At 37.9% G+C, this 23,369-nt stretch carries 22 protein-coding genes and 1 other RNA gene; 7 read left to right on the top strand and 16 right to left on the bottom strand.

The window, feature by feature from the left end; all coding sequences use genetic code 11:
- Window position 1: 1 nt before the first annotated feature.
- Window positions 2-835, top strand: a complete 834-nt coding sequence (dapF, locus tag AACL18_RS02820) for a diaminopimelate epimerase (RefSeq protein ID WP_339051269.1) — start codon at window positions 2-4, stop codon at window positions 833-835.
- Window positions 836-878: 43 nt separating this feature from the next.
- On the opposite strand, the gene AACL18_RS02815 is transcribed toward dapF, so the two are convergent.
- The 10 genes from AACL18_RS02815 to rnpB all read right to left on the bottom strand — a co-directional run bounded on the left by AACL18_RS02815 (window position 879) and on the right by rnpB (window position 11,853).
- On the bottom strand, window positions 879-1,658 hold the full coding sequence (locus tag AACL18_RS02815; protein ID WP_339051267.1) for an N-acetylmuramoyl-L-alanine amidase: 780 nt from the start codon (window positions 1,656-1,658) through the stop codon (window positions 879-881).
- A gap of 410 nt (window positions 1,659-2,068) precedes the next feature.
- Entirely contained in the window at window positions 2,069-3,466 is a 1,398-nt protein-coding gene (fumC, locus tag AACL18_RS02810; protein WP_339051588.1) for a class II fumarate hydratase, read from the bottom strand.
- Between the two features lie 136 nt (window positions 3,467-3,602).
- Complete coding sequence (epmB, locus tag AACL18_RS02805) at window positions 3,603-4,586, bottom strand: EF-P beta-lysylation protein EpmB (protein WP_339051265.1); 984 nt, start codon at window positions 4,584-4,586, stop codon at window positions 3,603-3,605.
- 127 nt (window positions 4,587-4,713) lie between these two features.
- A complete protein-coding gene (locus AACL18_RS02800; RefSeq protein WP_339051264.1) occupies window positions 4,714-6,516 on the bottom strand; it encodes a hypothetical protein in 1,803 nt (600 codons plus the stop codon).
- Between the two features lie 539 nt (window positions 6,517-7,055).
- Complete coding sequence (locus AACL18_RS02795; RefSeq protein ID WP_339051263.1) at window positions 7,056-7,469, bottom strand: DUF807 family protein; 414 nt, start codon at window positions 7,467-7,469, stop codon at window positions 7,056-7,058.
- Between the two features lie 276 nt (window positions 7,470-7,745).
- Window positions 7,746-9,500 carry a penicillin-binding protein 2 gene (locus AACL18_RS02790; protein ID WP_339051261.1) on the bottom strand — a complete coding sequence of 585 codons (1,755 nt, stop codon included), beginning with the start codon at window positions 9,498-9,500 and terminating at the stop codon, window positions 7,746-7,748.
- A 65-nt stretch (window positions 9,501-9,565) separates the two neighbouring features.
- A complete protein-coding gene (gene ftsL / locus AACL18_RS02785) occupies window positions 9,566-9,907 on the bottom strand; it encodes a cell division protein FtsL (RefSeq protein ID WP_339051260.1) in 342 nt (113 codons plus the stop codon).
- Complete coding sequence (rsmH, locus tag AACL18_RS02780; RefSeq protein ID WP_339051259.1) at window positions 9,904-10,839, bottom strand: 16S rRNA (cytosine(1402)-N(4))-methyltransferase RsmH; 936 nt, start codon at window positions 10,837-10,839, stop codon at window positions 9,904-9,906. Before rsmH ends, ftsL begins: the two co-directional genes overlap by 4 nt.
- A 10-nt stretch (window positions 10,840-10,849) precedes the next feature.
- Window positions 10,850-11,305 carry a division/cell wall cluster transcriptional repressor MraZ gene (gene mraZ / locus AACL18_RS02775; protein ID WP_339051258.1) on the bottom strand — a complete coding sequence of 152 codons (456 nt, stop codon included), beginning with the start codon at window positions 11,303-11,305 and terminating at the stop codon, window positions 10,850-10,852.
- 182 nt (window positions 11,306-11,487) lie between these two features.
- Window positions 11,488-11,853: RNase P RNA component class A (gene rnpB / locus AACL18_RS02770), an RNA gene on the bottom strand.
- A gap of 165 nt (window positions 11,854-12,018) precedes the next feature.
- Between rnpB and AACL18_RS02765 the strand changes: the two genes are divergently transcribed.
- Window positions 12,019-13,137, top strand: coding sequence for an anhydro-N-acetylmuramic acid kinase (locus AACL18_RS02765; RefSeq protein WP_339051257.1), 1,119 nt, complete (start codon window positions 12,019-12,021; stop codon window positions 13,135-13,137).
- Here AACL18_RS02765 and erpA read toward each other — a convergent pair.
- From erpA to AACL18_RS02735, 6 genes are all read right to left on the bottom strand, one after another.
- Entirely contained in the window at window positions 13,134-13,553 is a 420-nt protein-coding gene (gene erpA, locus AACL18_RS02760; protein ID WP_339051256.1) for an iron-sulfur cluster insertion protein ErpA, read from the bottom strand. The genes AACL18_RS02765 and erpA overlap by 4 nt on opposite strands.
- 118 nt (window positions 13,554-13,671) lie before the next feature.
- Window positions 13,672-14,097 (bottom strand): protein YgfX, encoded by a 426-nt coding sequence (locus AACL18_RS02755; RefSeq protein WP_339051255.1) that lies wholly within the window; start codon window positions 14,095-14,097, stop codon window positions 13,672-13,674.
- A complete protein-coding gene (locus AACL18_RS02750; RefSeq protein ID WP_339051252.1) occupies window positions 14,087-14,335 on the bottom strand; it encodes a succinate dehydrogenase assembly factor 2 in 249 nt (82 codons plus the stop codon). Before AACL18_RS02750 ends, AACL18_RS02755 begins: the two co-directional genes overlap by 11 nt.
- 29 nt (window positions 14,336-14,364) lie before the next feature.
- Window positions 14,365-14,910, bottom strand: coding sequence for a hypothetical protein (locus tag AACL18_RS02745; RefSeq protein ID WP_339051251.1), 546 nt, complete (start codon window positions 14,908-14,910; stop codon window positions 14,365-14,367).
- 37 nt (window positions 14,911-14,947) lie between these two features.
- Complete coding sequence (ccmE, locus tag AACL18_RS02740) at window positions 14,948-15,346, bottom strand: cytochrome c maturation protein CcmE (RefSeq protein WP_339051250.1); 399 nt, start codon at window positions 15,344-15,346, stop codon at window positions 14,948-14,950.
- A 68-nt stretch (window positions 15,347-15,414) separates the two neighbouring features.
- Complete coding sequence (locus tag AACL18_RS02735; protein WP_339051249.1) at window positions 15,415-16,479, bottom strand: GMP reductase; 1,065 nt, start codon at window positions 16,477-16,479, stop codon at window positions 15,415-15,417.
- A 95-nt stretch (window positions 16,480-16,574) separates the two neighbouring features.
- On the opposite strand from AACL18_RS02735, the gene polA reads away from it, so the two are divergent.
- The 5 genes from polA (at window position 16,575) to AACL18_RS02710 (ending at window position 23,361) form a co-directional block, all read left to right on the top strand.
- The gene (polA, locus tag AACL18_RS02730) at window positions 16,575-19,274 is read left to right on the top strand and encodes a DNA polymerase I (protein ID WP_339051248.1); all 2,700 of its coding nucleotides are present in this window, start codon (window positions 16,575-16,577) and stop codon (window positions 19,272-19,274) included.
- Between the two features lie 321 nt (window positions 19,275-19,595).
- Entirely contained in the window at window positions 19,596-19,877 is a 282-nt protein-coding gene (gene hfq, locus AACL18_RS02725) for an RNA chaperone Hfq (RefSeq protein ID WP_339051247.1), read from the top strand.
- Window positions 19,870-21,051 carry a ribosome rescue GTPase HflX gene (gene hflX / locus AACL18_RS02720; protein WP_339051245.1) on the top strand — a complete coding sequence of 394 codons (1,182 nt, stop codon included), beginning with the start codon at window positions 19,870-19,872 and terminating at the stop codon, window positions 21,049-21,051. Before hfq ends, hflX begins: the two co-directional genes overlap by 8 nt.
- Before the next feature lie 226 nt (window positions 21,052-21,277).
- A complete protein-coding gene (gene hflK / locus AACL18_RS02715; protein WP_339051244.1) occupies window positions 21,278-22,447 on the top strand; it encodes an FtsH protease activity modulator HflK in 1,170 nt (389 codons plus the stop codon).
- Entirely contained in the window at window positions 22,444-23,361 is a 918-nt protein-coding gene (locus AACL18_RS02710; RefSeq protein ID WP_339051243.1) for a protease modulator HflC, read from the top strand. Before hflK ends, AACL18_RS02710 begins: the two co-directional genes overlap by 4 nt.
- The last annotated feature ends 8 nt before the right edge of the window (window positions 23,362-23,369 follow it).

Genomic DNA, 23,369 nt, shown 5'->3' with positions numbered 1-23,369 from the left:
AATGAAAACTAAATTTACGAAAATGCATTTATTGGGTAATGACTTTGTAGTTATCGATACAATACAACAAAGCTTCAAACCTAGTGGTAAATTAATACGTCAGTGGGCTAATCGACATCGTGGTATTGGCTTTGATCAATTGTTGTTAGTTGAAAAACCTCGACCGAAGTCTATGCATTTTTATTATCGCATTTTTAATGCTGATGGCAATGAAGTAGCACAATGTGGTAATGGCGCATTATGTGTTGCAAAATTTTTATTAGAAAAAAAACTTTGCACAGAAAACACTATCCATCTAATGACCATGAATAATATCTTGGAACTGAATATTGAAAAAAGTGGTAAAGTCACTGCAAACTTAGGTTTACCCATTTTTGATACGGAAAAAATTCCTTTCATCAGTATGTCTACACCGCCCATTCATCCTATCGAAACACCTTTCGGCCGCTTTGATTGTTGTGTTTTATCATTAGGCAATCCACATTGTGTAATACAAGTAAATAGTTTAGAACAAGTACTTGTAGAAGATTTAGGTACATACCTTAATCAACATCCCCATCCTTATTTTCCGCAAGGTAGTAACGTTGAATTTATGAAAATTCGCGATCCGAAACAAATTGATTTGCGTATTTATGAACGTGGTGTCGGAGAAACTCAAGCGTGTGGTAGTGGTGCTTGTGCAGCTGTCATTGCCGGACGTTTGTTGAATCGACTCGCTAAAAAAGTCAATGTCAAATTACCTGGTGGGCTCCTCACTGTACGCTGGGAAGGTGAAGGTTCCCCGGTCTTTTTGCGCGGTAACCCTATTGCTGTTTTTCAAGGTGAAATTGATTGATATTAAATTTATCCGTTGCTATTTTTGAGATCTAGCGAACGAGTTAAAAATACTTTTTAATTAAATTTTCAAGAATTGCTATCGTTTCTAAATCCGGGTTGCCAGAATAATCACTTGGCCTAAAATGCATCTGGAATGCTTGTATAACGTTACGTGTTACTTCGTCTAATGCTCCAGTAATGGCTATATTATAACCGTATTTTTTTAAGTTTGTTTGTAGTTGTTTAATATCTATGTGTTGATTTTTTTTACTAAGCATTGAAAGCTTAACTTCTTCTTCGTCGAACCAAGCGCCTATCCCATTTTTATGAAGTTTTTCCCATGGAAAAAGAGGACCTGGATCTACTTTTCTACCTGGTGCAATATCTAGATGACCAACAACTCGCGTAGGAATAATTTTATAGAGATCAACTATATTTTTGGTCAGTTCAATAACAGTATCAATTTGATAATCTGGAAATGGATACCAAGTTCTATTCCCTTGCTTGTCATCAGTATATCCTAAATTAACAATTTCAATTCCGATAGAAGTATCATTAATGTTGCTTCTGTTTTGCCAACTGCTCACTCCTGCATGCCAAGCACGTTGATCTTGATGTACTAACTGATAAACTTTACGTTGATTATCAATAGGCGTTTCTGGAACTACATAATGTGCACTCACAGGATTGATTGACGGTGGTTCAGGTGTTGCTAAAGTTTTTAATGACCCTTCCAGATTATCCGCTGTATAATGCAAAACTAAAAATAGTACACGAGGATTATGATTAGGAGAAACAATAGTTGAGTCGATAATCAGGTTGTCATTACTACAATAACTCATCTTACACTCCATTATTATTTAATATTTTAATTGCACTGATCAAATAAAAATCTAACATTAAGTTAGTAAAAATACAACTTTTTGCATAGAACAACTAACTTATTTTTCTATAAAAAAAACAGCTTTATAATTATTCACAAGTATTAATTGATGTTCTAAGAATTTACCTCAAAAAAGTCTCACTACTCTGTTGTTAAAATAAGTTGAAGCGCTCATAAAAAATTCATTTAAAAAATTATTCTGAAATTTTTATAGTCGTTCATGCTGTTTAAACAGAAGTTCTGGAATACAAGTAATAAGTAAATATAAAAGCGTAACAATAACTACGCGTACCATTGAAAATTAGTGACCATGATTTATACGACATAGTCGATAAACTTCTCAGTAATCTTATTATAAAATTAATGATTTCACTCTATTTGTCTAGATAAAGGACCTAACATATTTTTCGGATCCACGGCTTTGTCAAATTCTTCAGCGCTAAGATAACCCAATGACAAACAGGCTGCGCGTAAACTGGTTTCTTCATGCAACGCTTTATGCGCAATTTTAGCAGCTTTATCATAACCTATAATAGGGTTCAATGCGGTTACTAGCATGAGTGAATTTTCAAGAAAATACTTAATCTTAGCTTGATTGGCTTTTAAACCTTTAACACAATAATGTGCAAATGATTGGCATGCAGTACTTAATAGATCGACCGATTGTAAAAAATTATAAATCATCAAGGGTTTGAATACATTTAATTCAAAATTACCTTGACTACCTGCCATACTGATCGCCGTATCATTTGCCATCACTTGCACACACACCATGGTCATCGCTTCACATTGTGTGGGATTTACTTTTCCCGGCATTATCGAAGAACCGGGTTCATTCTCAGGTAAAATAAGCTCACCTAAACCTGAACGCGGACCCGAACCTAACCAACGAATATCATTCGCCATTTTCATTAAAGCACAGGCTAAGGTTTTTAGTGCCCCACTGGAAAACACTAATGCATCATGTGCCGCTAAAGCGGAGAATTTATTTTTTGCTGAAGCAAAAGGTAATTTGGTTTCTTCAGCAATAATTTTTGCGGTTAACTCAGCAAATTTCGGATGCGTATTTAAACCCGTTCCAACCGCCGTACCACCAATTGCCAGCTGATAAAGACCTGGTAATGTTTGTTCGATATTTGCCAAAGCCGATTCTAATTGATCCATATATGCCGAAAACTCTTGGCCTAAGGTCAAAGGCACAGCATCTTGTAAATGTGTACGGCCGATTTTAATAATATCTATAAATTCATGAACTTTTTCGTTTAAAGCAACATATAAGGTTTGTAGCGCTGGCAGCAATTGTTTGGCGATGGCTAATACCGCCGCAATATACATCGCCGTCGGAAACGTATCATTAGAAGACTGTGATTTATTGACATGGTCGTTGGGATGAATAGGATTTTTACTACCACGCTGTCCTCCAGCAAGTTCTATAGCGCGATTAGCAATCACTTCATTCACGTTCATATTTGTTTGTGTACCACTACCGGTTTGCCAGACGCGTAATGGAAATTCAGCGTCAAGTTGTCCAGATTTTATTTCGTCGGCAACTTGAATAATCAAATCGGCTTTGTCTTTGGTTAATAACCCCAATTCTTGATTGGCTTTAGCAGTGGCTTTTTTCAAAATAGCAAATGCGTGAATGACTGCCAAAGGCATCTGTTCGTGACCTATGTCAAAATGATGCAAACTACGTTGTGTTTGTGAGCCCCAATAGTGATTGGCTGGGACTTCAATCGGTCCCATACTATCCGTTTCAATACGCATCTTTTTTGGCTTTTCTGACATACAACACCCACGAAGTGACTCAAGGAATTTGGAAAAAATTGGCTGAGAAAGTATAAAGTGTCTGTTTACAATTGGCTAGTTTTTACTGCTACATAATTTTTCAAAATTAACTTGGTTATAACACCGGCAATTTGGATGAAGCACCATCTTGTTCATACACACATTTCGGTACTAAATAACCCGGTAATCTATCACGCAATGTTGTTATCAGTTGCTTCGCTTGTTCTTCGGGCACGGCAAAATGCGCAGCTCCTTGCACTTTATCGAGTAAATGTAAATAGTAAGGTAAAATTCCACTAGCAAATAAACGTTCACTTAAATTAACTAAAGCTGCAACATTATCATTCACACCTTTTAGTAACACTGTCTGATTTAAAACATGCACGTTTTTATGGCGTAATTTTTCTATGGCCTGTTGCACAGAATCATTACATTCATTCGCATGGTTGGTGTGTGTCACCAAAATCGGCTGCAAACGGCTTGCCGTTAGCCAATTTACCAATTCAGCGCTAATACGTTCAGGCAAGACTATGGGCAAACGCGAATGGATGCGTAAAGTCTTTACATGCGCTATACAGGCCAGGTCTTCTACGCACTGCCGTAAATACTCGTCACTGGCTAATAAGGGATCGCCGCCACTAAAAATGACTTCACTGATTGAAGTATCAGATTGGATATAGGCTAAAATATTCTGCCAGGCCTTGCCACCAGAAATATTTTTGGCGTAAGGAAAATGGCGGCGAAAACAATAACGGCAATTTATAGCGCACGCACCGGTAATGGTTAGCAATACTCTGCCATGATACTTATGTAATAAACCAGGTAATGGATTAACGGATTGTTCTAGAAGAGGATCTTGGCTATAACCAAAACTCATTATTTCTTCTGCGGCTAAAGGCAGGACTTGTTGTAATAGAGGATCATAGGGATTGCTTTTTTGCATGCGCGCCACAAAGCTTGCGGGCACGCGTAACGGAAATAATTGTGCGGCTCGTTGCGCTGCAGATAATAAATTAGGATTTAATTCCAATTTGTCGAGCAATTCTGCCGGATCAGTAATAACTTCCTTAAGTAATGTTTGCCAATTTTTTTGTAGCATTTCTTAAATAATTTGAGTAATTTTTATCAGGAAAACTAAACCACTATCTTCCAATTAGCAAGCCAGAGGTGCTAACGCTATAAATTCCTTCACCTATTTACACAAAGCAATTTCTATCACTCCTTAATTAAGGACAGGGAACTGCTACACCATTCAAAGTACATGTATTGGTTAAGCCTACAACAATATTAGCTCCACTGGCTATCGCTGCATTAGTTCCATTAGCAACTAATTGGTTATTAACTACAACAATACTACCTGAAGAAAATGTAAAAAGATCTAAAGCTGGACCCGTGCCATTATTAGTTACCGTAATTTGCATACCATCGCCGGTTACGGTTGCATTACTTAAAGAAGATATTCCAGCACTTGACGATGCTGCATTACTCGTAACTGTAATAACTCCATTATTTAAATTAATCTGAGAACCAGCCCCTACAACACCTGCTGCGTTTGCCCCATTTGCATTAATCACAGTATTATCAACGTTGATTGAGGTTGAATTTAATACATTGAGGCCTATTAAGCTCGCTTCAATCGTATCACCTGTTATACTGGCATTCGAAACATTTAGAAGATTTACTCCAGTAGTATAAGGATTACCGGCACTGCCTATTTGGCTGTTATTAATCATTATATTTTGGCCGCCAGTGCTAGAAATACCATTAGTTGGTGCAACTAAAGTATTATTCAAAATAACACTATCCAATGTGTTATTTCCATTTAAAATAAACCCACCATTAAATGTAGAACGCGCAGCACCAGTTGCTGCGGCACTGTAGTCTCCTGTTCTGGAAAAAACACTTTGACCAACATTTAAGGTGAGTGCATTTCCAATATTATTCGCTGGATAGGTTCCACCATTAAAATAAAACATTGTGTTAAGTAATATAGTGTTTAAACTATCCACGCCCGTTTGTGTAAAATCATTCGGTCCACACGGATTTTCAAACGTGCAATTTGCTATAGTTAAATTACCTCCGGTGTTAGGTGTACCCGTTTGACTAAAAAACGCAATATTATTACTGATAACCTCACTGCTGCTACCGCGACCCATAGCATATAAAAGCGTTTTACTTGGTATCCCTGAACCATGACCTAGATTCGCTAGGTAACGTTCTATGGGATCGGTTAAACGCTCTGATAAACTGGGATCCGCCCAATGCTTTCTCACCCCTCCAAAACTAATGCCTAAACCACCGACTACTTTACTATGCTGATAATTATCATAACTGTAATTTGCGAATACGCGAATATTATCATCAAACCAATATTCTAATCCTGCTGCACCACCTCGCACATTATCCGTATTAGCTATATCAAAAAAATATGCTCCTATATAGCCTTTTAACGGTACTTGATAAAAAAATTGATACCCCACTCTGGCATCTGCGCCATTACCGATTTGTTGGATCCCATTTACTTCATTAAATACACTATTAATTGTTTCGGTATGACCCGTAAAAACAGGGGTGCTGACGATATTAAAGTCTTTTATACCTAATTCATTACTTCGCCCAGCCACCGGAATATACGCATTAATCCGCGCATCCCAACGACTTCCCATCACTTCTAACCCGGGATTGGTTATCCAAAATCCACTGCTATTCTCGACACGGCTATGTCCTGCGAATAAATACCAACCCAATATCGCGGCATCATTCTTGATCCAGCGATAACCTAAACCCACATCACCGTACCATTGTTGATCACTACCGTAGGCGCCTTGTGGATTCACATACAGATTATGTTGTTCGTCGCCATCAAGTGATACCATCAGATCCGCTTGTCCAACCGTATACACACCCGTATATGCTGCCGCTGAAAAGCGCGACGGTAAAGGCTCGCGAGCTTCTATACTTGAAGTAAAAAATATAAAAAAAACAAATATACTAAGAAAAATGAACTGAAACTGCATTTCCTTATGCATCGTCTATACCTTTAAATATTAAGAAATCTTAAAGCTTAAAGCTTAAAGCCGCACAACCGATGGCCATCCCAATAATAGTATAGTTTTTTTAAAAATTAACAACTAGCTGTATTGGTAATGAGCATACAACTAACCGATCGAATGAAATATTAGAGCCTTCCGTTACTTGCAAAGTCAAATCACCTGTAACGGTAATCTATCAAATCATCTGTATTTGCGCAGAATTAGTTGCATCTAGCTATGGTGGATTACGATTTTTTTCCTCTCTAATCGGTGCAGATTTAAATTAGCGCATACATGCCGTGACAGTAACAAACGAGTTAATTATCAAATCTTTATGTATGTATTATTATATACTTCTTACCCCTATAAAAAACTATCCTCGTCATTCCGTTATTTGATAAATAGTAACATTTTAACCCGTTTGTTACGATAGCATTTCCGTTATACCGAGGAATTTATCTAGCTGGCACGACTTCTCTCCAGTTCCCCTTGTAACATTAAAACTGCAGAAAGTGATCTTCAGTCCTAACCAAACTTTACATACCTGGATATCTCTGCATCCTATTTTTTGCTCGAAACGCGACCATTACTACTGATCTATCGACATAACTTAATATCGGGCCCAATAATAATAAAGCAGGAACAATATTTTGTGTTTCGATTTGAAAACTAATACTCCAGGGATATTGGATGGAAGTAGGATTATATACTGCCTTTGGACTCGCAATAACGTTGGTAATTGTTCCGCTCCCTACTGGACTTTGGCATTGGACTGTCACGATAGATGATCCTATTCTGGCTGCATCAATCTGACGACCTGATAAAAACGTTACAGTGTATCTTCCTGGTCCTATCCGTACAATATCGGGCGCCTCAATAGCTTTTTTATTTCCTATGTAATTTAATATCTGACCTGTGGAACCATCAAACGATAAATTAGCGTTTAACATATTATCTCCTTAAAATATAATTTTAAATGGCTAATTTCTGACGACTGCTAAGCCGTACTGGAAAGATTAAAACGATTTTAAACTTTCTCGAAAATTCTATCTTTTAAATGAAAAAGCTAAAATTGGATAATATAGAGTTAAGCTCAGAATAAACTGATAAAATGGATTTTGTTGACATTCATGATGATAATGTATGAGCGGTTTTTTATATTTTATTTATAAGTAATTTCAAAAAACCAAATATTATAATGAGCAGGGATATTATTCGGCAGCACTTTAATCTTGCATGCCAAGTGAAGGTAGCATTACTTTAGGAAGCGGTTGATTAAGACTGGCTAAGTCATCCGGTACAATATTTAACAAGTGTAAAGCATTATTCATCACATGGGAAAAAATAGGTCCAGCCGTATAACCGCCATAATATAAGCGACCTTTTGGATCATGCAAAATGACAGCCACGACTAAACGTGGATGACTTGCAGGAGCGATACCAATAAAAATACTATTATAGCGATGCTTTTCATAACCATGTACACCGACTATACGCACCGTACCTGTTTTGCCTATCACTCTATAACCTGGAACACGCGCTAATGGGGCTGTTCCTCCTTTAGTCAGTACTGACTCCAACATATCCAAAACTTCTCTACTGATAGTTTTATCCATCACCTGTTGTCCTAACGGCGGATCACCTTGAACTTTAAGAAAAGTAACTGGAACTTTGATACCGCCATGCGCTAGCACTGCATAAGCTTGAGCCAATTGTAAAGCAGTGACTGAGATTCCATAACCAAACGATAAAGTGGCCAGTACAAAAGGGTTCCACACTTTAAAGTTTGGCAAACTGCCGGTTCGCTCTCCTGGAAAACCACTTTGTGTAATTTGACCAAAACCCATTTGGTGTAAAGTATTCCACAGATTTTCTGCGGGAAGCGAAAGAATAAGCTTTGACATTCCCATGTTACTCGAGATCTGTAATATCTTAGTTAAATCCATCACACCATTATTATGTTCATCCATAATTCGCTTACCAGCAACAATCATCCAACCAGGTGATGTATCGATTTGACTAGTAGGAGTAAATTGGCCGTTCGCTAGTACACTGGCCATACTAAAACTTTTAATGGTGGATCCAGGTTCAAATAGATCAGTTAATGCACGGTTACGTGTATGGCCATCCTGCGCCGTTAACCTGTCATTAGGGTTATAAGAGGGCCAATTTACCATCGCTAAAACTTCACCGGTTTTAACATCGAGTACAACAACCGATCCTGATTCGGCTTGATATCGTTCAATGCCGGTCTTCAGTTCTCTATACGCAACATATTGGATACGTTTATCGATACTTAATTGTAAGTCATGTCCAGGTCTTGGCTTACGAATGGATCGTATATCCGCCACGACATGTCCTAATCGATCTTTGATAACTTTCTTTAAACCGGATTGGCCTTCTAACCAATTATTATAAGCTAACTCTAAACCTTCTTGACCCTTATCATCTACATTGGTTAAACCAACGACATGCGCCATCACTGGGCCTTCTGGGTAATAACGATGATATTCATTTTGTAAAAATACGCCCGGTATTTTTAGATCCTTGATTTGTTTTGCTAAACTCGGATTCAAACCACGCTTTAAATAAATAAATTCTTTGAATTGACCATGTAATTGTATTTCATGAATGGTTTGCGGATTGATTTGTAAAAAATGACCTAACAAAGAAAGTTGTTGTCGATTAGGTCTAAAGTAAGCAGGATCGATCCAAACAGCATCGACGGGTGTACTGATAGCTAAAGGCACACCCTGGCGATCCAAAATCATACCGCGATGTGCAGGAATATTTAAAGTACGTACTGTTCTTGCATTACCTTGATTACGCAAAAACTGACGGTTAATAACCGTTAAATTGATAAGTCGACCAATTAAACCCAAAGCGATGATCGTTAATATGAAAATCACGATTATTAAGCGCCATTGGTATTTCGTAGCAATAGAAGTAGATTTATTTTTTTTGACCTGACGACCCTGCATGTAAGCTACACCTCTTGCTAAACCAAATTAAGGGCTTGAGTCGGAGGCGAACAGTCGAATAGCATTTAAACAGACTTCGTTAATAAAACCGTGTTTTTCATTTCGGGAATTCGCATTCCTAATTCTTGTTGAGCTAAGGTTTGTATTCGAACGGGCGCCACCCAAGTATTTTCCTCGAGTAGTAGTTGGCTCCATTCTGTTTTTAAATTATCAGAATCTTGCTGGCTTGCTTGTAATTGACTATATAAGTTACGTTGTACAGTTTTTATATAAATAACTGAAAGTGCCGAAGACAAAACTGCTAGTATTAATAAAATGAGTCCTATCATTTTTAAGGAAATAACCCAGCTTTGCCTATGTTCCCATGTCAAGGTACTTTGTGTTAAAGCACGTGCCGCCATATTCATGATATTTTCTCCGCAATTCGTAACACTGCGCTACGCGATCGTGGATTGGCTTTAATCGCATACGCATCCGGTTTAATCCCGCGACCCAAATTTTTTAATTTAGGCCTCCATTCAGCTGGCATGAAAGGTAGCTTTTTTAATTCCACCGCTTCATGAGCATGCTGACGAATAAAACGTTTTACGATTCGATCTTCTAATGAATGAAAGCTAATGACTAACAAACGCCCACCTATCTTCAACACTTCTAGACTTTGTTCTAAGCAGGAATTTAAATCTTCCAATTCATTATTAATTCGAATGCGTATTGCTTGAAAGGTTTGCGTAGCAGGATGTTTATGCCTTTCCCATCGCGGGTGAGCTAACTTCACCACATTCGCTAAATGAACCGTAGTGACAATAGGTCTTAACTTTCGTTCTTCTACTATTGCTCGAGCAATACGTTTTGCATAACGTTCTTCGCCATAATCCTTTAATACTTGTGCAATTTCCTTCTCTTGTGCGCAAGCTAGCCATTCTGCTGCGCTGATTCCTGTTTTCGGATCCATACGCATATCTAATGGCCCATCTCGTAAAAAACTAAATCCTCTTTCCGCTTGATCTAATTGGGGTGAAGAAACACCTAAATCTAATAAAAGTCCCGACACCAGTCCTGTAATTTCTTCGGATGCAGTAATTTCTTTAATACATTTAAATGAACCCTGATAAATCTTAAAACGTTTATCATGACCCCACTGCTGTTGCGCACAAACAACGGCTGCTGGATCTTTATCAATTGCTATTAATCTTCCCTTGTTTCCTAAATGCCGTAAAATTTCTCCGGCATGGCCGCCCCGCCCAAATGTGGCATCAATGTATATTCCATCGGCATCAATAGCTAAATATTCAACCACCTCTGCAAGTAAAACCGGTTGATGCTGTTCTTGTTTTTGCATCACTAATCGCCTACAACGCTAGAGTCTGTAACTCATCAGGTATCTCACCAGGCTTAACCGTTTCTGAAATCCATTGAGTACGATAATCGTCCCATTCACTAGCGCCCCACAATTCAATTTTTCTACCTTGACCTACGACCATAATTTCTTTTTCTAAATGCGCATAATTTCTTAACAGTGCTGGCAATAAAATTCGACCATTCGTATCTAAATCCAAATCCGTTGCATGACCTATCAGTAAACGCTGAATACGTCGTACTGCGGGATTAAAGCTCGGTAAAGCCTGCAATTTTTCTTCAATGATTTCCCATTCCTGTATCGGATAAAGCAATAAACAAGGAGACTCGGTATCGATGGTGAGTACTAGCTGAGGTTCTTTATCTGCAGGTAGCAACTGTCGAAAGCGTACCGGTAACTTGATCCGGCCTTTCGCATCGAGCACTACCAAATTTATACCCCGAAACATAATTTATCCCATTTCTGCCCACATTTACCCACTTTTTGCCACTTAATTACACTATAGGAATTAGAATTGCTTCTTGTCAAGCATTAGCTGGAGGAGCTTGAATAAATGTGTTTTATAAATACAAAACGAGCAGACAGACTATAAATTTGGCGAATTAATTACCTGAATGGTAATAGTTTAGAAAAGAGAGTCAGCCGATAAGCCGGGTTCTGTCGTGGACAGTCATTCATCTAGGATATACGTCACCATACATCTCAAGCGACCTACCCGAACCTAGCGTGGGCCACGCCTAAAAGGTTCCTATTTGGTCTTGCTCCAAGTGGGGTTTGCCCTGCCATCACTGTTACCAACGATGCGGTGTGCTTTTACCACACCTTTTCACCCTTACCTCATTCTATTTTCGCCAAAGACGGTGAAATTAGTTATAGGCGGTATATTTTCTGTGGCACTTTCCGTAGGCTTACACCTCCCAGGCATTACCTGGCACTTTGCCCGATGGAGCCCGGACTTTCCTCTGTAGAAACTACAGCGACTGTCTAGCCAACTCTACTTAAGCTTAGCGTACTATTTTTTGGCTGTGCATTGCAATACAATTAAAAATATTTCGCGAATACAGCTTATTAAAAATCTAGTCTTTTTTTGCATATCATTAATTATTGCGCGTCAAAAGGTATTGATGGTGCGATCGCGAAGCAATTTAGGAAAAACTGTCAATGAAAAAATTGTATATCGGTTTAATGTCAGGTACGAGTATGGATGCAGTAGATGCTGCATTAATTGATTTTTCTAGCGACCGACCCAGCTTACTTGCGAGCTACAAATCTCCTTTACCCAATACTTTGCGTGAAGATCTCACCAAACTATACACTACAGACACAATCAACATTATAAAATTTGCTGAACTCGATCAAAAAATAGCATTAATTTCAGTGGAAACGATAAAAAAATTATTAGCAGAAAGTAAATTTTCTGCCAAAGATATTTTAGCCATAGGTAGTCATGGTCAAACCGTTTTTCATTATCCCCATCTTTCCAATTGCCCTTTTACAATTCAGATTGGCGATCCGAATATTATTGCCGAAAAAACCAGAATAACAACGATTGCAGATTTTCGTCGACGCGATATTGCTGCAGGCGGTCAAGGTGCACCGCTAACCCCTGCTTTTCACAATTCTATTTTTCGCACTGAAAAAGAAGATACTATCGTGTTAAATCTTGGTGGGATCGCTAATATCACTTATTTACCTGCCGATTTAAATGCAACTATTTTAGGTTTCGATATCGGCCCAGCAAATTGTTTACTGGATCAATGGATACACGCTCACCTCCAACAATGGTTTGATGAAAATGGCGTTTGGGCAGCGAGTGCTACTTATGACGAAGCGTTATTACGCCAATTTTTATCCGATCCTTATTTTCAATTAAAACCGCCCAAAAGTACCGGACGTGAATATTTCAATTTTAAATGGATACAAACTCATTTAGCGATGCTAAATCGACATATATCACCCGCTAGTGTGCAAACAACACTTTGTGAACTGGTTGCAATCAGCATTAGCAGAGCTATCCAGACCGTTAAAAGTTTTCATGGCGTCATTTTACTGTGTGGAGGAGGAAGTAAGAATATCTATTTAAGAAAACGGATACAACAACATTGCGAACCGCATCAAGTATTGTTAACCGATGACCGAGGCGTTGCCAGTGATTGGGTAGAAGCTATGGCATTTGCATGGATTGCAAAACAAACTTTAGAGGGCAAATCCAGTAATCTTCCTGAAGTAACCGGCGCTAAAAATGCAACCATACTGGGTGGAATATACTTAAAAGCTTAAGCAACAAAAGAAGAGCCGCAACCGCAAGTGGTTTTAGCGTTTGGATTACGAATGATAAACTGTTCCCCGGTTAAGTCAGATTTATAATCAATTTCTGCACCTACTAAATAAACTAAGCTCATGGGATCCACGAGTAGTTGAACCTTGATAAAATCGCAATCTTCAGCATCTTTTGTAGCGATAGTCTTGCTTATCAGCGTATCATCTTCATTAATAGTCTCATCGAAACTAAATCCATATTGAAAACCAGAACAACCACCACCGGTAATAAAGACACGTAATTTTAGCTGTAAATTCTCTTCCTCAGCGATCAATTCTCCTATTTTTCTGGCCGCATTTTCAGTAAGAGTAATCGGCTGTATCTCTGGGAAGGACGTCTCTGAAACTAAATTTTGCTGTGATAATATTTCTGACATAAGAACCTACTGCGTGAAAATTGCTTAAAAATTATACATTATTCCAAGTGCTAAGCCTATAGCACGAATATTATTTGGCGTAATCGGCTAATTCTTAAAAAGTAACATTAAGGGCTGTTTAGCCAACACCGTGTAATTGCCTATGTAACTGTCTAAAGTCCTTAGGATTTAAACTATCCGGCAATAAAACTAAGGAAATTTTGCTTTTTTTCTTGTCTAAGGAAACAAAGTTTAGTAGGACAAAATAACGGGTACAAATACTATCGTCCACTAATTTGAATAACTTTACTTCACCTAGATTATTTCTCAATTGCCAAGAACCTGAACTTTGTTGCCAAAATTCAATCACTGAACACGGATTATTTAATAAAACATGTTGACAAAAAAGAGTCACAAAGCTCATTAAACAAGCCAAGCTTAATAATAATTTAGTCCACCATGGCCAAGGTAAAAAACATAAACAAGCAATAGCGCCACCATGCACCACTAGGAGAAAAATAGCAAAATAATTAGAGGATTTTAAACGATAGAAATTAGCGGCCACAACTTACCCGTTCTATTAAAATCTGCATCGCTCCATTTTCTATAGGCTGGCGTTTAATTAAATAACAGTAAAGCTCTTGATCCGAATACGTTAATAATTGCTCAAATAACTCTTGATCGGCAGCGCTTAAATTTAGGTAATTTTTATCTAAAAAAGTTAATAAAAGAAGATCTAATTCGAGCATGCCGCGCCGACATTGCCATCGTAAACGTTTTAATTTTTCTTGCAAGTTCTTCATCGCTAAGGAGTCATAGGCTCTAACAAAAATTAGTTCACTAGAATATCACGAATTTGCCTTTGGCTACTATCGCCCATAATGGCATAACCTGCAGCATGAGGAAGTTTATCCTGATAGATTTGCAAAAAATGTTGGAGATATTCGGGGTTAAAAACAATACTTTTTATACCTAAACTGGATAAAGTCACATAATTACCACGTATTCCTAAAGGTGTTTTTCTCAAAAACATTAATTCTAATTCTGGATAAAGCGGATCTGAATCTAGTAAAGTATTTTTGTTAGTTTTTTCAACTAAAGCAAAAATATCACGCGTTTCAAGAATATCATCACGATGATCTTCAGCGGATTTCGCTGGATGCACTACCAAAAATCCTGAATTTTCAGGTAAAAAAGTCGCATAATCTTTATTACTTTTGATACTTAAATCCAACACCAAAGCCCGGCTTATGGCTTTTGATCCCATAAAAAACACTTCTTCACTGGGGAAAAACCGCGTTAATAAGATATAAGCTAGACAGGCTATCGTCACCAACAAAACGGCTATCAATACTTTTAAGCTAGTCATTTTGCTCATTTTATTTCCCTATGTTGCAACAGAAGATGAAAAACTGTTATTTAACGGCTCGATATCGTTCATCATGTTTCGCAAGTACTTGTTTGGCTTGCATAATACCTGCTTGATCCAGACTTCCTTCAATAACCACAGACTGTCCTTCTCGGAATAAATCCGGTAGTACACCTTGATATTCAACCAGAATGTTATGCGACGCATCACTCACTACAAAAGAAACTAACAAATGCTGCTCATTTTGTTTTACCGTGCCTTTTTTAACTTGACCCCCTAAACGAAACGGTCGGCCAGGTGTTAAATGCTGTTCAGCAAGTTGCGTGGGTGTATAAAACAAATTAATGTTTTGTTTTAACGCATAGAGAGATAAACCAATAACAAAACCAGCCACCAATAACATGAGCAAAACGAAATTTAAACGTTTTTTTTGGAGTGCATTCATTGCATTTTTGCTGCCCTAATTTCACAGGAAGTTTCATGAAAGAACTAACGAGATTGTGTCACCACATTCTAGCTATTATTAACCAATTCGTTAACTTGTAACGCCGCAAAAACTTCATTTAATTGTTGAGTAACACGTAGAAAAGTGGTTCGTTTAGAAAGTTCTTTCAAACGCTGTGCACCCACATAGGTACAGGTAGAACGCAATCCACCTAAAATATCAAGTACCGTATTTTCTACCTTACCTCGGTAAGGAACATTTACAGAACGACCTTCGCTAGCACGATAAGCATTCATCTTACCATGATGTTTATGCATAGCTTCACTCGAGCTCATTCCATAAAATCGCATAAACCATTTGCCATTTTCCTCTACTTTTTCGCCAGCGCATTCCTCATGACCGGCCAACATGCCTCCTAGCATAACAAAGTCGGCACCTGCCGCAAACGCTTTAGCAACATCACCCGGTGAAACGCAACCACCATCTGCACATAAAAGTCCACCTAAACCATGCACAGCATCTGCACATTCTATGATAGCGGACAATTGTGGATAACCTACACCTGTTTTCAAGCGTGTGGTACAAACAGAACCCGGACCAATTCCTACTTTGACAATATCTGCGCCAGCTAAAACCAACTCTTCAGCCATTTCAGCAGTCACCACATTGCCTGCAATTAAAGTTTTTTTCGGATATTTTTTTCGTAAGGCACGAATACTATCTACAAAACGTTGCGTATAGCCATTGGCAACATCGATGCAAATAAAAGGACTTGGTGCTATTTTAATTATTTTTGCCAGCATATCGGCATCTTTTGTTTTAATTCCTATTGTTGGAAAACAGTAAGCAATAGACTTGGGGTGTTGATTATAGAATTTTTTCCAATCTTGTAAGCTTGCAAATTTATCAATCGAAGTGAGTAACTTATGTTTAGCTAAACTTTTAGCCATGGCAAAAGTACCGGTATGATCCATATTTGAAGCAATAATAGGTATCCCTTTCCATGAAAATCCTGAGTGTTTAAACGTATATTCGCGGGTTAAGTCAACATCCGCGCGTGTTTGCAAGGTGCTACGCTTCGGGCGAATTAATACATCCTTAAAATCTAATCTTATTTCTTGCTCGATACGCATAATAACCTCATGACTCATTAATTTTGGCTTCTTTATTGACTAGATTGTTTAAGTGATATGACTAGCATAAAGATGGCATATGTTATCATATCATTATGAAAAAACCCTTAGTTTTAGTCGATGGCACTTCTTATCTTTATCGTGCCTTTCATGCGCTTCCACCTTTAAGTAATTCTAGAGGAGAGCCTACTGGCGCCGTGTATGGGGTCATTAATATGCTACGCAAATTAATTAAGGATACTAATCCAGAATATATGGTGGTGGTTTTCGATGCTAAAGGTAAAACATTTCGTGAAGAATTATATACAGAATATAAAGCGCATCGCCCTTCCATGCCAGATGATTTACAACCACAAATAGAACCTCTCTACACCATCGTTCGTGACTTAGGATTGCCGCTTATCATCCATCCTGGCGTTGAAGCTGACGATGTGATAGGTACCTTAGCCTCAAAAGCCATACAACAACATCTACCGGTTTTAATTTCCACAGGCGATAAGGACTTTGCACAGTTAGTCTGCGAAGATATCACTCTAGTAAATACCATGACGAACACACGTCTAGACCATCAAGGTGTCATCGATAAATTTGGCGTCAGGCCAGAACAAATAACTGATTATTTAAGTTTAATTGGTGATGCTGTAGATAATGTTCCTGGAATTCCCAACGTAGGACCAAAAACCGCAGCAAAATGGCTTAATCAATATGGAAACCTTAAATCACTGATAAAAAACGCAGATGAAATTAAAGGTAAAATAGGAGAAAATCTTAAAGCACATCTCGATAAGCTCCCTTTATCTCGTCAATTAGTCACTATTAAAACCGATGTGGATCTGGAATTTGACTTAGAAAAATTCCGACCCAAAGCTCCGGATACTTCTGCCTTAATGGAAAGTTACAAGAAATTAGAATTCAAAGGATGGATTAGAGAATTAGAAAAAAATTTGGATCCATCCAGCCAAACTATTGATAAATCTGAAACCAATCGAACACTTTACTCGTTAATTCTCGACAAAAAATCTTTTCAACTCTTTTTGCAACAATTAACTAAAATAAAAATCTGGGCATTCGATACCGAAACGACGAGTTTAGATGTCATGCAAGCAGAACTTGTCGGCCTATCTTTTGCCATAAAAGGTGAAAAACCTGTTTATATTCCTTTAGCTCATGATTATATAGGGGCGCCCGAACAATTAAATAGAAATTGGGTTTTGCAACAACTTAAACCGCTATTTGAAGATCCTAAACAATTAAAAATAGGTCATAACCTAAAATATGATATGGGTGTTCTCGCCAATTATGGGATCCAGCTGCAAGGATTAAGTTTTGATACCATGCTGGAATCTTATTTACTCGACAGCGCGAGTAATTCACATAGTCTGAATAGCGCAGCAATAAAACATTTGGATCATAAAACTATACATTTTGAAGAAATTGCTGGCAAAGGCGCTAAACAAAAAACGTTTAACCAAATCGATATCCAAGAAGCGGGTCCGTATGCCGCTGAAGATGCCGATATTGCTTTACGCTTACACGAAATACTCAAGCCTCAATTAGATACATTGCCAGGTTTATCTAAAGTTTTCACGCACATTGAAATGCCATTAGTCTCAGTATTATCTCATATCGAGCGTCATGGTGTATTAATCGATGCACAATTATTGCAAAAACAAAGTCGTTCTATTGCGAAACGCTTAATAAAGCTTGAAGAAGAAGCCTATCAATTGGCGGGTAAAACTTTTAATTTAGCATCACCTAAACAATTACAAACCGTATTATTTATTGAACAAGGCTTACCTATTTTAGAAAAAACTCCGAAAGGTCAAGCATCAACCTCAGAAAGTGTTTTGCAAGCACTCGCTATAAAATTTCCGCTAGCTAAAGTCATTTTAAAACATCGTAGTTTGAGTAAATTAAAATCAACTTATACGGATAAACTTCCCCAACAAATTAATGCAAAAACCGGTCGTATCCATACTTCTTATCACCAAGCCGCAGTAGTTACAGGGCGACTTTCTTCGTCTGATCCTAATCTACAAAATATTCCTGCACGCACTAAAGAAGGCCGAAAAATTCGTCAAGCATTTATTGCTCCATCGGGTTATAAAATTATTGCAGCGGATTATTCTCAGATTGAATTACGCATTGTCGCCCACTTTTCGCAAGATAAAGGCTTACTGGATGCATTTGCGCAAAATCTCGATATTCACCAAGCTACTGCCGCAGAGGTTTTAAACATTCCCTTAAATCAAGTCACGCATGAACAACGTCGCAGTGCTAAAGCCGTTAATTTTGGCCTCATTTATGGGATGTCCGCTTTTGGCTTAGCCAGACAATTAGGCATCTCGCGTGAAGAAGCTAAAAATTATATTGATCGCTATTTTGCTCGTTACCCTGGTGTAAAAGAGTATATGGAACGGACGCGCTTACAAGCGCATGAACAGGCTTATGTCACCACGTTATTTGGACGTCGTTTAAACTTGGCTTTCATTAATTCCAGTGATCCTTTACAACGTCGCGCCAGCGAACGTGCTGCCATTAATGCACCTTTACAAGGTAGCGCAGCAGATATCATCAAAAAAGCCATGATCACTATTGACCAAGCTTTAACTCAACATAAGCTTCAAGCACATATGATTATGCAAGTACACGATGAATTGGTATTTGAAGTCGCCGATGCTGATATAAACTCAGCAAAACAACTCATTGAAGATTTAATGGTCAATACCACTCAGCTATCCGTGCCACTCATGGTCGATATTCAGATAGGTTCAAATTGGGACAAAGCCCTTTAACCAAAAAAGGTTTACTTAACTATATTACCAAAAAAATTACCCATTAGGTATAAAATAGTTCGGTCTTTAAGATACAATTATTCTTTTTTTTTCACTATTTTTTGTGGAGATATCTTATATTAGTGCATTGACGGACCTATAGACTACACACTTAGATTCTCTCTGACTCCCCTTTGATTAGACAAACTCTTAACGTTCAGGGCTATGCCCTATGCATTTCCCATGCTAAACTTACTGCGCTTGGTTATAAGCTAAATAAATTTAAGACCAAGGCTTTTTGAGATTATATTTATATTTAAAATTTGCATGGAGAAGCTAATTATGTCTAAAGGGCAACTACAAGATCCTTTTCTAAACGCATTGCGTAAAGATAAAGTTCCGGTTTCAATCTATCTTGTTAACGGGATTAAACTTCAGGGTTTAGTAGAATCATTTGATCAGTTCGTGGTCTTATTAAAAAACTCAGTTAGCCAGATGGTCTACAAACATGCTATTTCAACAGTCGTTCCAGCAAAGAATGTTAAATTAGCAAGTATTGATGAAAGTAATGATCTACAAAGCTGTAATGCAACTGACGAGGAACTAGAAATCAGTAATGCTTGAACGTCCCCAACGCGGTGAGCTAGCACTATTAGTTCATATCTATTTTAAAAAATATGAATCAGAAGAAATAGTAAAAGAATTTCAGGAGCTAGCTCTAGCAGCGGGTGCCCAAGCGATGGCTCTCATCACTGGGCGACAACGTAAAGCACAAGTAAAGTATTTCATTGGCTTGGGTAAACTTGAAGAAATAATCGCCGCTGCAATTGCTCATCGAGCACAATTAATTTTGTTCAATCACGATCTTAGTCCAGCTCAGGAACGTAATTTAGAACATAAATTACAATGTCGAGTATTAGGGCGTACTGGATTAATTCTAGATATTTTCGCGCAACGTGCACGTACCTTTGAAGGGAAATTACAGGTTAAACTAGCTCAACTAGAACATCTTTCCACCCGGCTTATTCGGGGCTGGACACACTTAGAAAGACAGCGCGGTGGTATTGGTTTACGAGGGCCTGGTGAAACGCAATTAGAAACCGATAAACGTTTGATTCGACAACAAATTAAAATTATAAAAAAACGTTTAGAAAAGGTTCGTGCACAGCGTGCGCAAAGCCAACGTGCAAGAAGAAGATCTCAACTACCGCATATTTCCTTAGTTGGGTATACCAATACCGGGAAATCTACGTTATTTAATTGTTTAACCAACGCAACAGTTTTTGTTGCCAATCAGCCTTTTGCTACCTTAGATCCCAGTATACGTCGTATGTCTCTAAACGATGGACAAATAGCCATTTTGGCCGATACAGTAGGTTTCATACGTCAACTACCTCATCATCTGGTCGTGTCTTTTCGAGCAACCTTAGAAGAAACACAACTGGCTGACCTATTATTGCATGTAGTGGATGCCACTAATACAGAGAAGAATGAATGTAACCAAGCAGTAGATAAGGTTCTAAAGCAAATACACACCGATCACATTACTCAATTGATCGTTGTCAATAAAATTGATTTACTGGAGGATATGCCACCGCGTCTAGAACGCAACGCAGCAGGTCTTCCATCTAAAGTTTGGATATCTGCTCAGTCTGGAATAGGTATCGATTTATTACGCCAAGCGATCATCGAATGCCTTACTTATCTAAAAATCAGCGAAAAATCTTATAGGCTTAATCTTCATATCCCTGAACTATCAAATTCTTCATCAGACCATAACGACTTGTCGCTGAATTAATAGTTGCGAGAATGACTCAGCATGCCTAGAATGCTCCTCTAAGGAAATTACAGCTATATATTTAAATAGCTATGATATTTACCTGGATTGTCGCGTTACATGCACGCAATGACCAGTGAGTGTCACCTGGAATGTGGTTAACCGCTTTGCACCAAAAAGAGGTAAACTGTATTATAAAGATCATAGATTGAAAAAAATCTTAAAAAGCTAACAATTGGAGCATATTATGCCCTGGAACGAACCGGGTGATCCCAGCAAAAACAAAGATCCGTGGACAGGACGACCCAAACAGACTCCGCCTGATCTAGAAGCATTTCTGCGTGATTTATATAAAAAAATCGTCGCTTTATTTAAGTTAAGAATATTGCATAAAAAATCGGCGCTTGCCCGTCCTTACTTACCTGCAAAACTTAATGCGAAGACTATGGGTCTGATTTCCGTCTTTTGCTTAATTGTATGGCTTGCGCTTGGCTTTTTTAAGGTCAATACGGATGAATCAGCGGTTATTACCCATTTTGGGGCCTATAGCTCTACGATGGGTGCGGGTTATCACTGGATCCTTAAACCTTTCCAACACGCTACAATAATCAATTCCGGAAAAATAAATAAACTTTCCACTAGCGTTAATTTATTAACGCGCGATGAAAACAAAATTGCGGTGAATATCAATATTGATTATTCTATCGTTGATCCACGCAACTTTCTTTTTGCAACCGCTCATCCTTTAATCAACTTACAAGAAAACATAGATAGCATAGTAAATCGTGTGCTCAGTCAGTTCACTTTAAATCAGCTATTAAGCACTTCACATTTTTCACTGTCAGAACGCATACAAAAACAGCTAAATACTTTGATAAAAGAGCAAACGGGGTTAGCCGTCAAAAATATTGATTTAGTATCTATTCAAGTACCCGAACAATTACAAGCCTCTTTTACCGATGTTACTAGTGCCAAAAGTGATAAAGAACAACTCGAAAAGCAAGCCAATGTTTATGCTACTCAAGTTGAGCCACGTGCACAATTGCTTGCACAACAACTTATAGTCGATGCCAACGCTTACCAACAAGAAATAGTATTAAAAGCTAAAATAGAAATTATTCGCTTTTTAGCATTACTCCCAGCTTATGAAGCTTCACCAACATTGACAAAAAAACAGCTTTATTTGGCCGCCTTACAAACAATGATTGTGCATAGCAATAAACTGCTGGTAGCTAATAATTCTACTATCAATTCCTTAACACACGATCAATCCAATACGACAGCTTCTGTAAACACAGATAAATTAGCCGCTTCGACGAGTCACGATAAGAAAGAAAATACTGATAACAACGAACTTAGCTTTAAAACCAATAACTCTATCCCCAGTAGTTATAATATCTCCGGAGGATATGAATGATCATTCTAAGAAAAAAAATTCATTTAATCCTAGGCTTTTTAGTCTGTATATTATTTATTCTTTATCAAAGCGCTACTATCGTCCCCGAAGGTCAGACTGGTTTATTATTGTCTCAAGAAAAATTGACACCCTATTCAGACTCGATTCTTAAACCTGGCTTACATTTTATAGTACCTTTCTTAATGCGACCCATATTACTGGATAATCGCTTGCAAACATTAGTGTTCAGTGATACCAGTGCTGAGGATAATTCACCCAAAAAATCGATTACCAACGAATATTTTGCCAATTGGCGCATTAGTGATCCCGTACGCTATTACCAACAAACCAAAAATAATTTTCAGCAAATTAAATTATTAATCAGCCAGCAGATAACAACTTTATTTAATGATAAAAAGACGCCTATGCCTTTTAGCCAACTCATCCTGAATGGATCCCCTCAGCAAATAGATTCTGTTTTGTCTGTTGTTAATAAACAGCTTAAAACAGTTGGTATTAAACTTATCACTATTGGCTTTAAACAGTTAGATCTCTCTGCCGATGCCAATGCGCGAATATTAGACAATATGAGTATTGAACAAGAAAATATTGCCATTGCCCAACGCACCCAAGGCAAAGCGAATGCCGAACTGATTCGTGCCAATGCGGATAATTCAGCTAGCTTAATCTTGGCTAAGGCAAAAGAGCAAGCTGCAAAAATTCGTGCTCAAGGCGATGCTGAAGCCGCAAAAATATATAATCAAGCTTATAATAAGAATCCAGAATTTGCTGCTTTTTTTCTCAACCTAGAAGCCTTTCAACAAGGACTTAAACCATCTTCTATGAATAATTTTTTGTTATTAACTACAAAAGATGAACACTTCAAACTAGAAAAAGCTCAAATAAATAAAAGCAAATTCAAATTAATCAGTTAATGGCACAT

Origin of the sequence: Rickettsiella endosymbiont of Xylota segnis (assembly GCF_964019545.1) — a bacterium.
Classification (GTDB): Bacteria; Pseudomonadota; Gammaproteobacteria; order Diplorickettsiales; family Diplorickettsiaceae; genus Aquirickettsiella.
The sequence above is the reverse complement of the archived record's forward strand: the minus strand, read 5'-3'. Positions and strand labels throughout refer to the sequence as shown.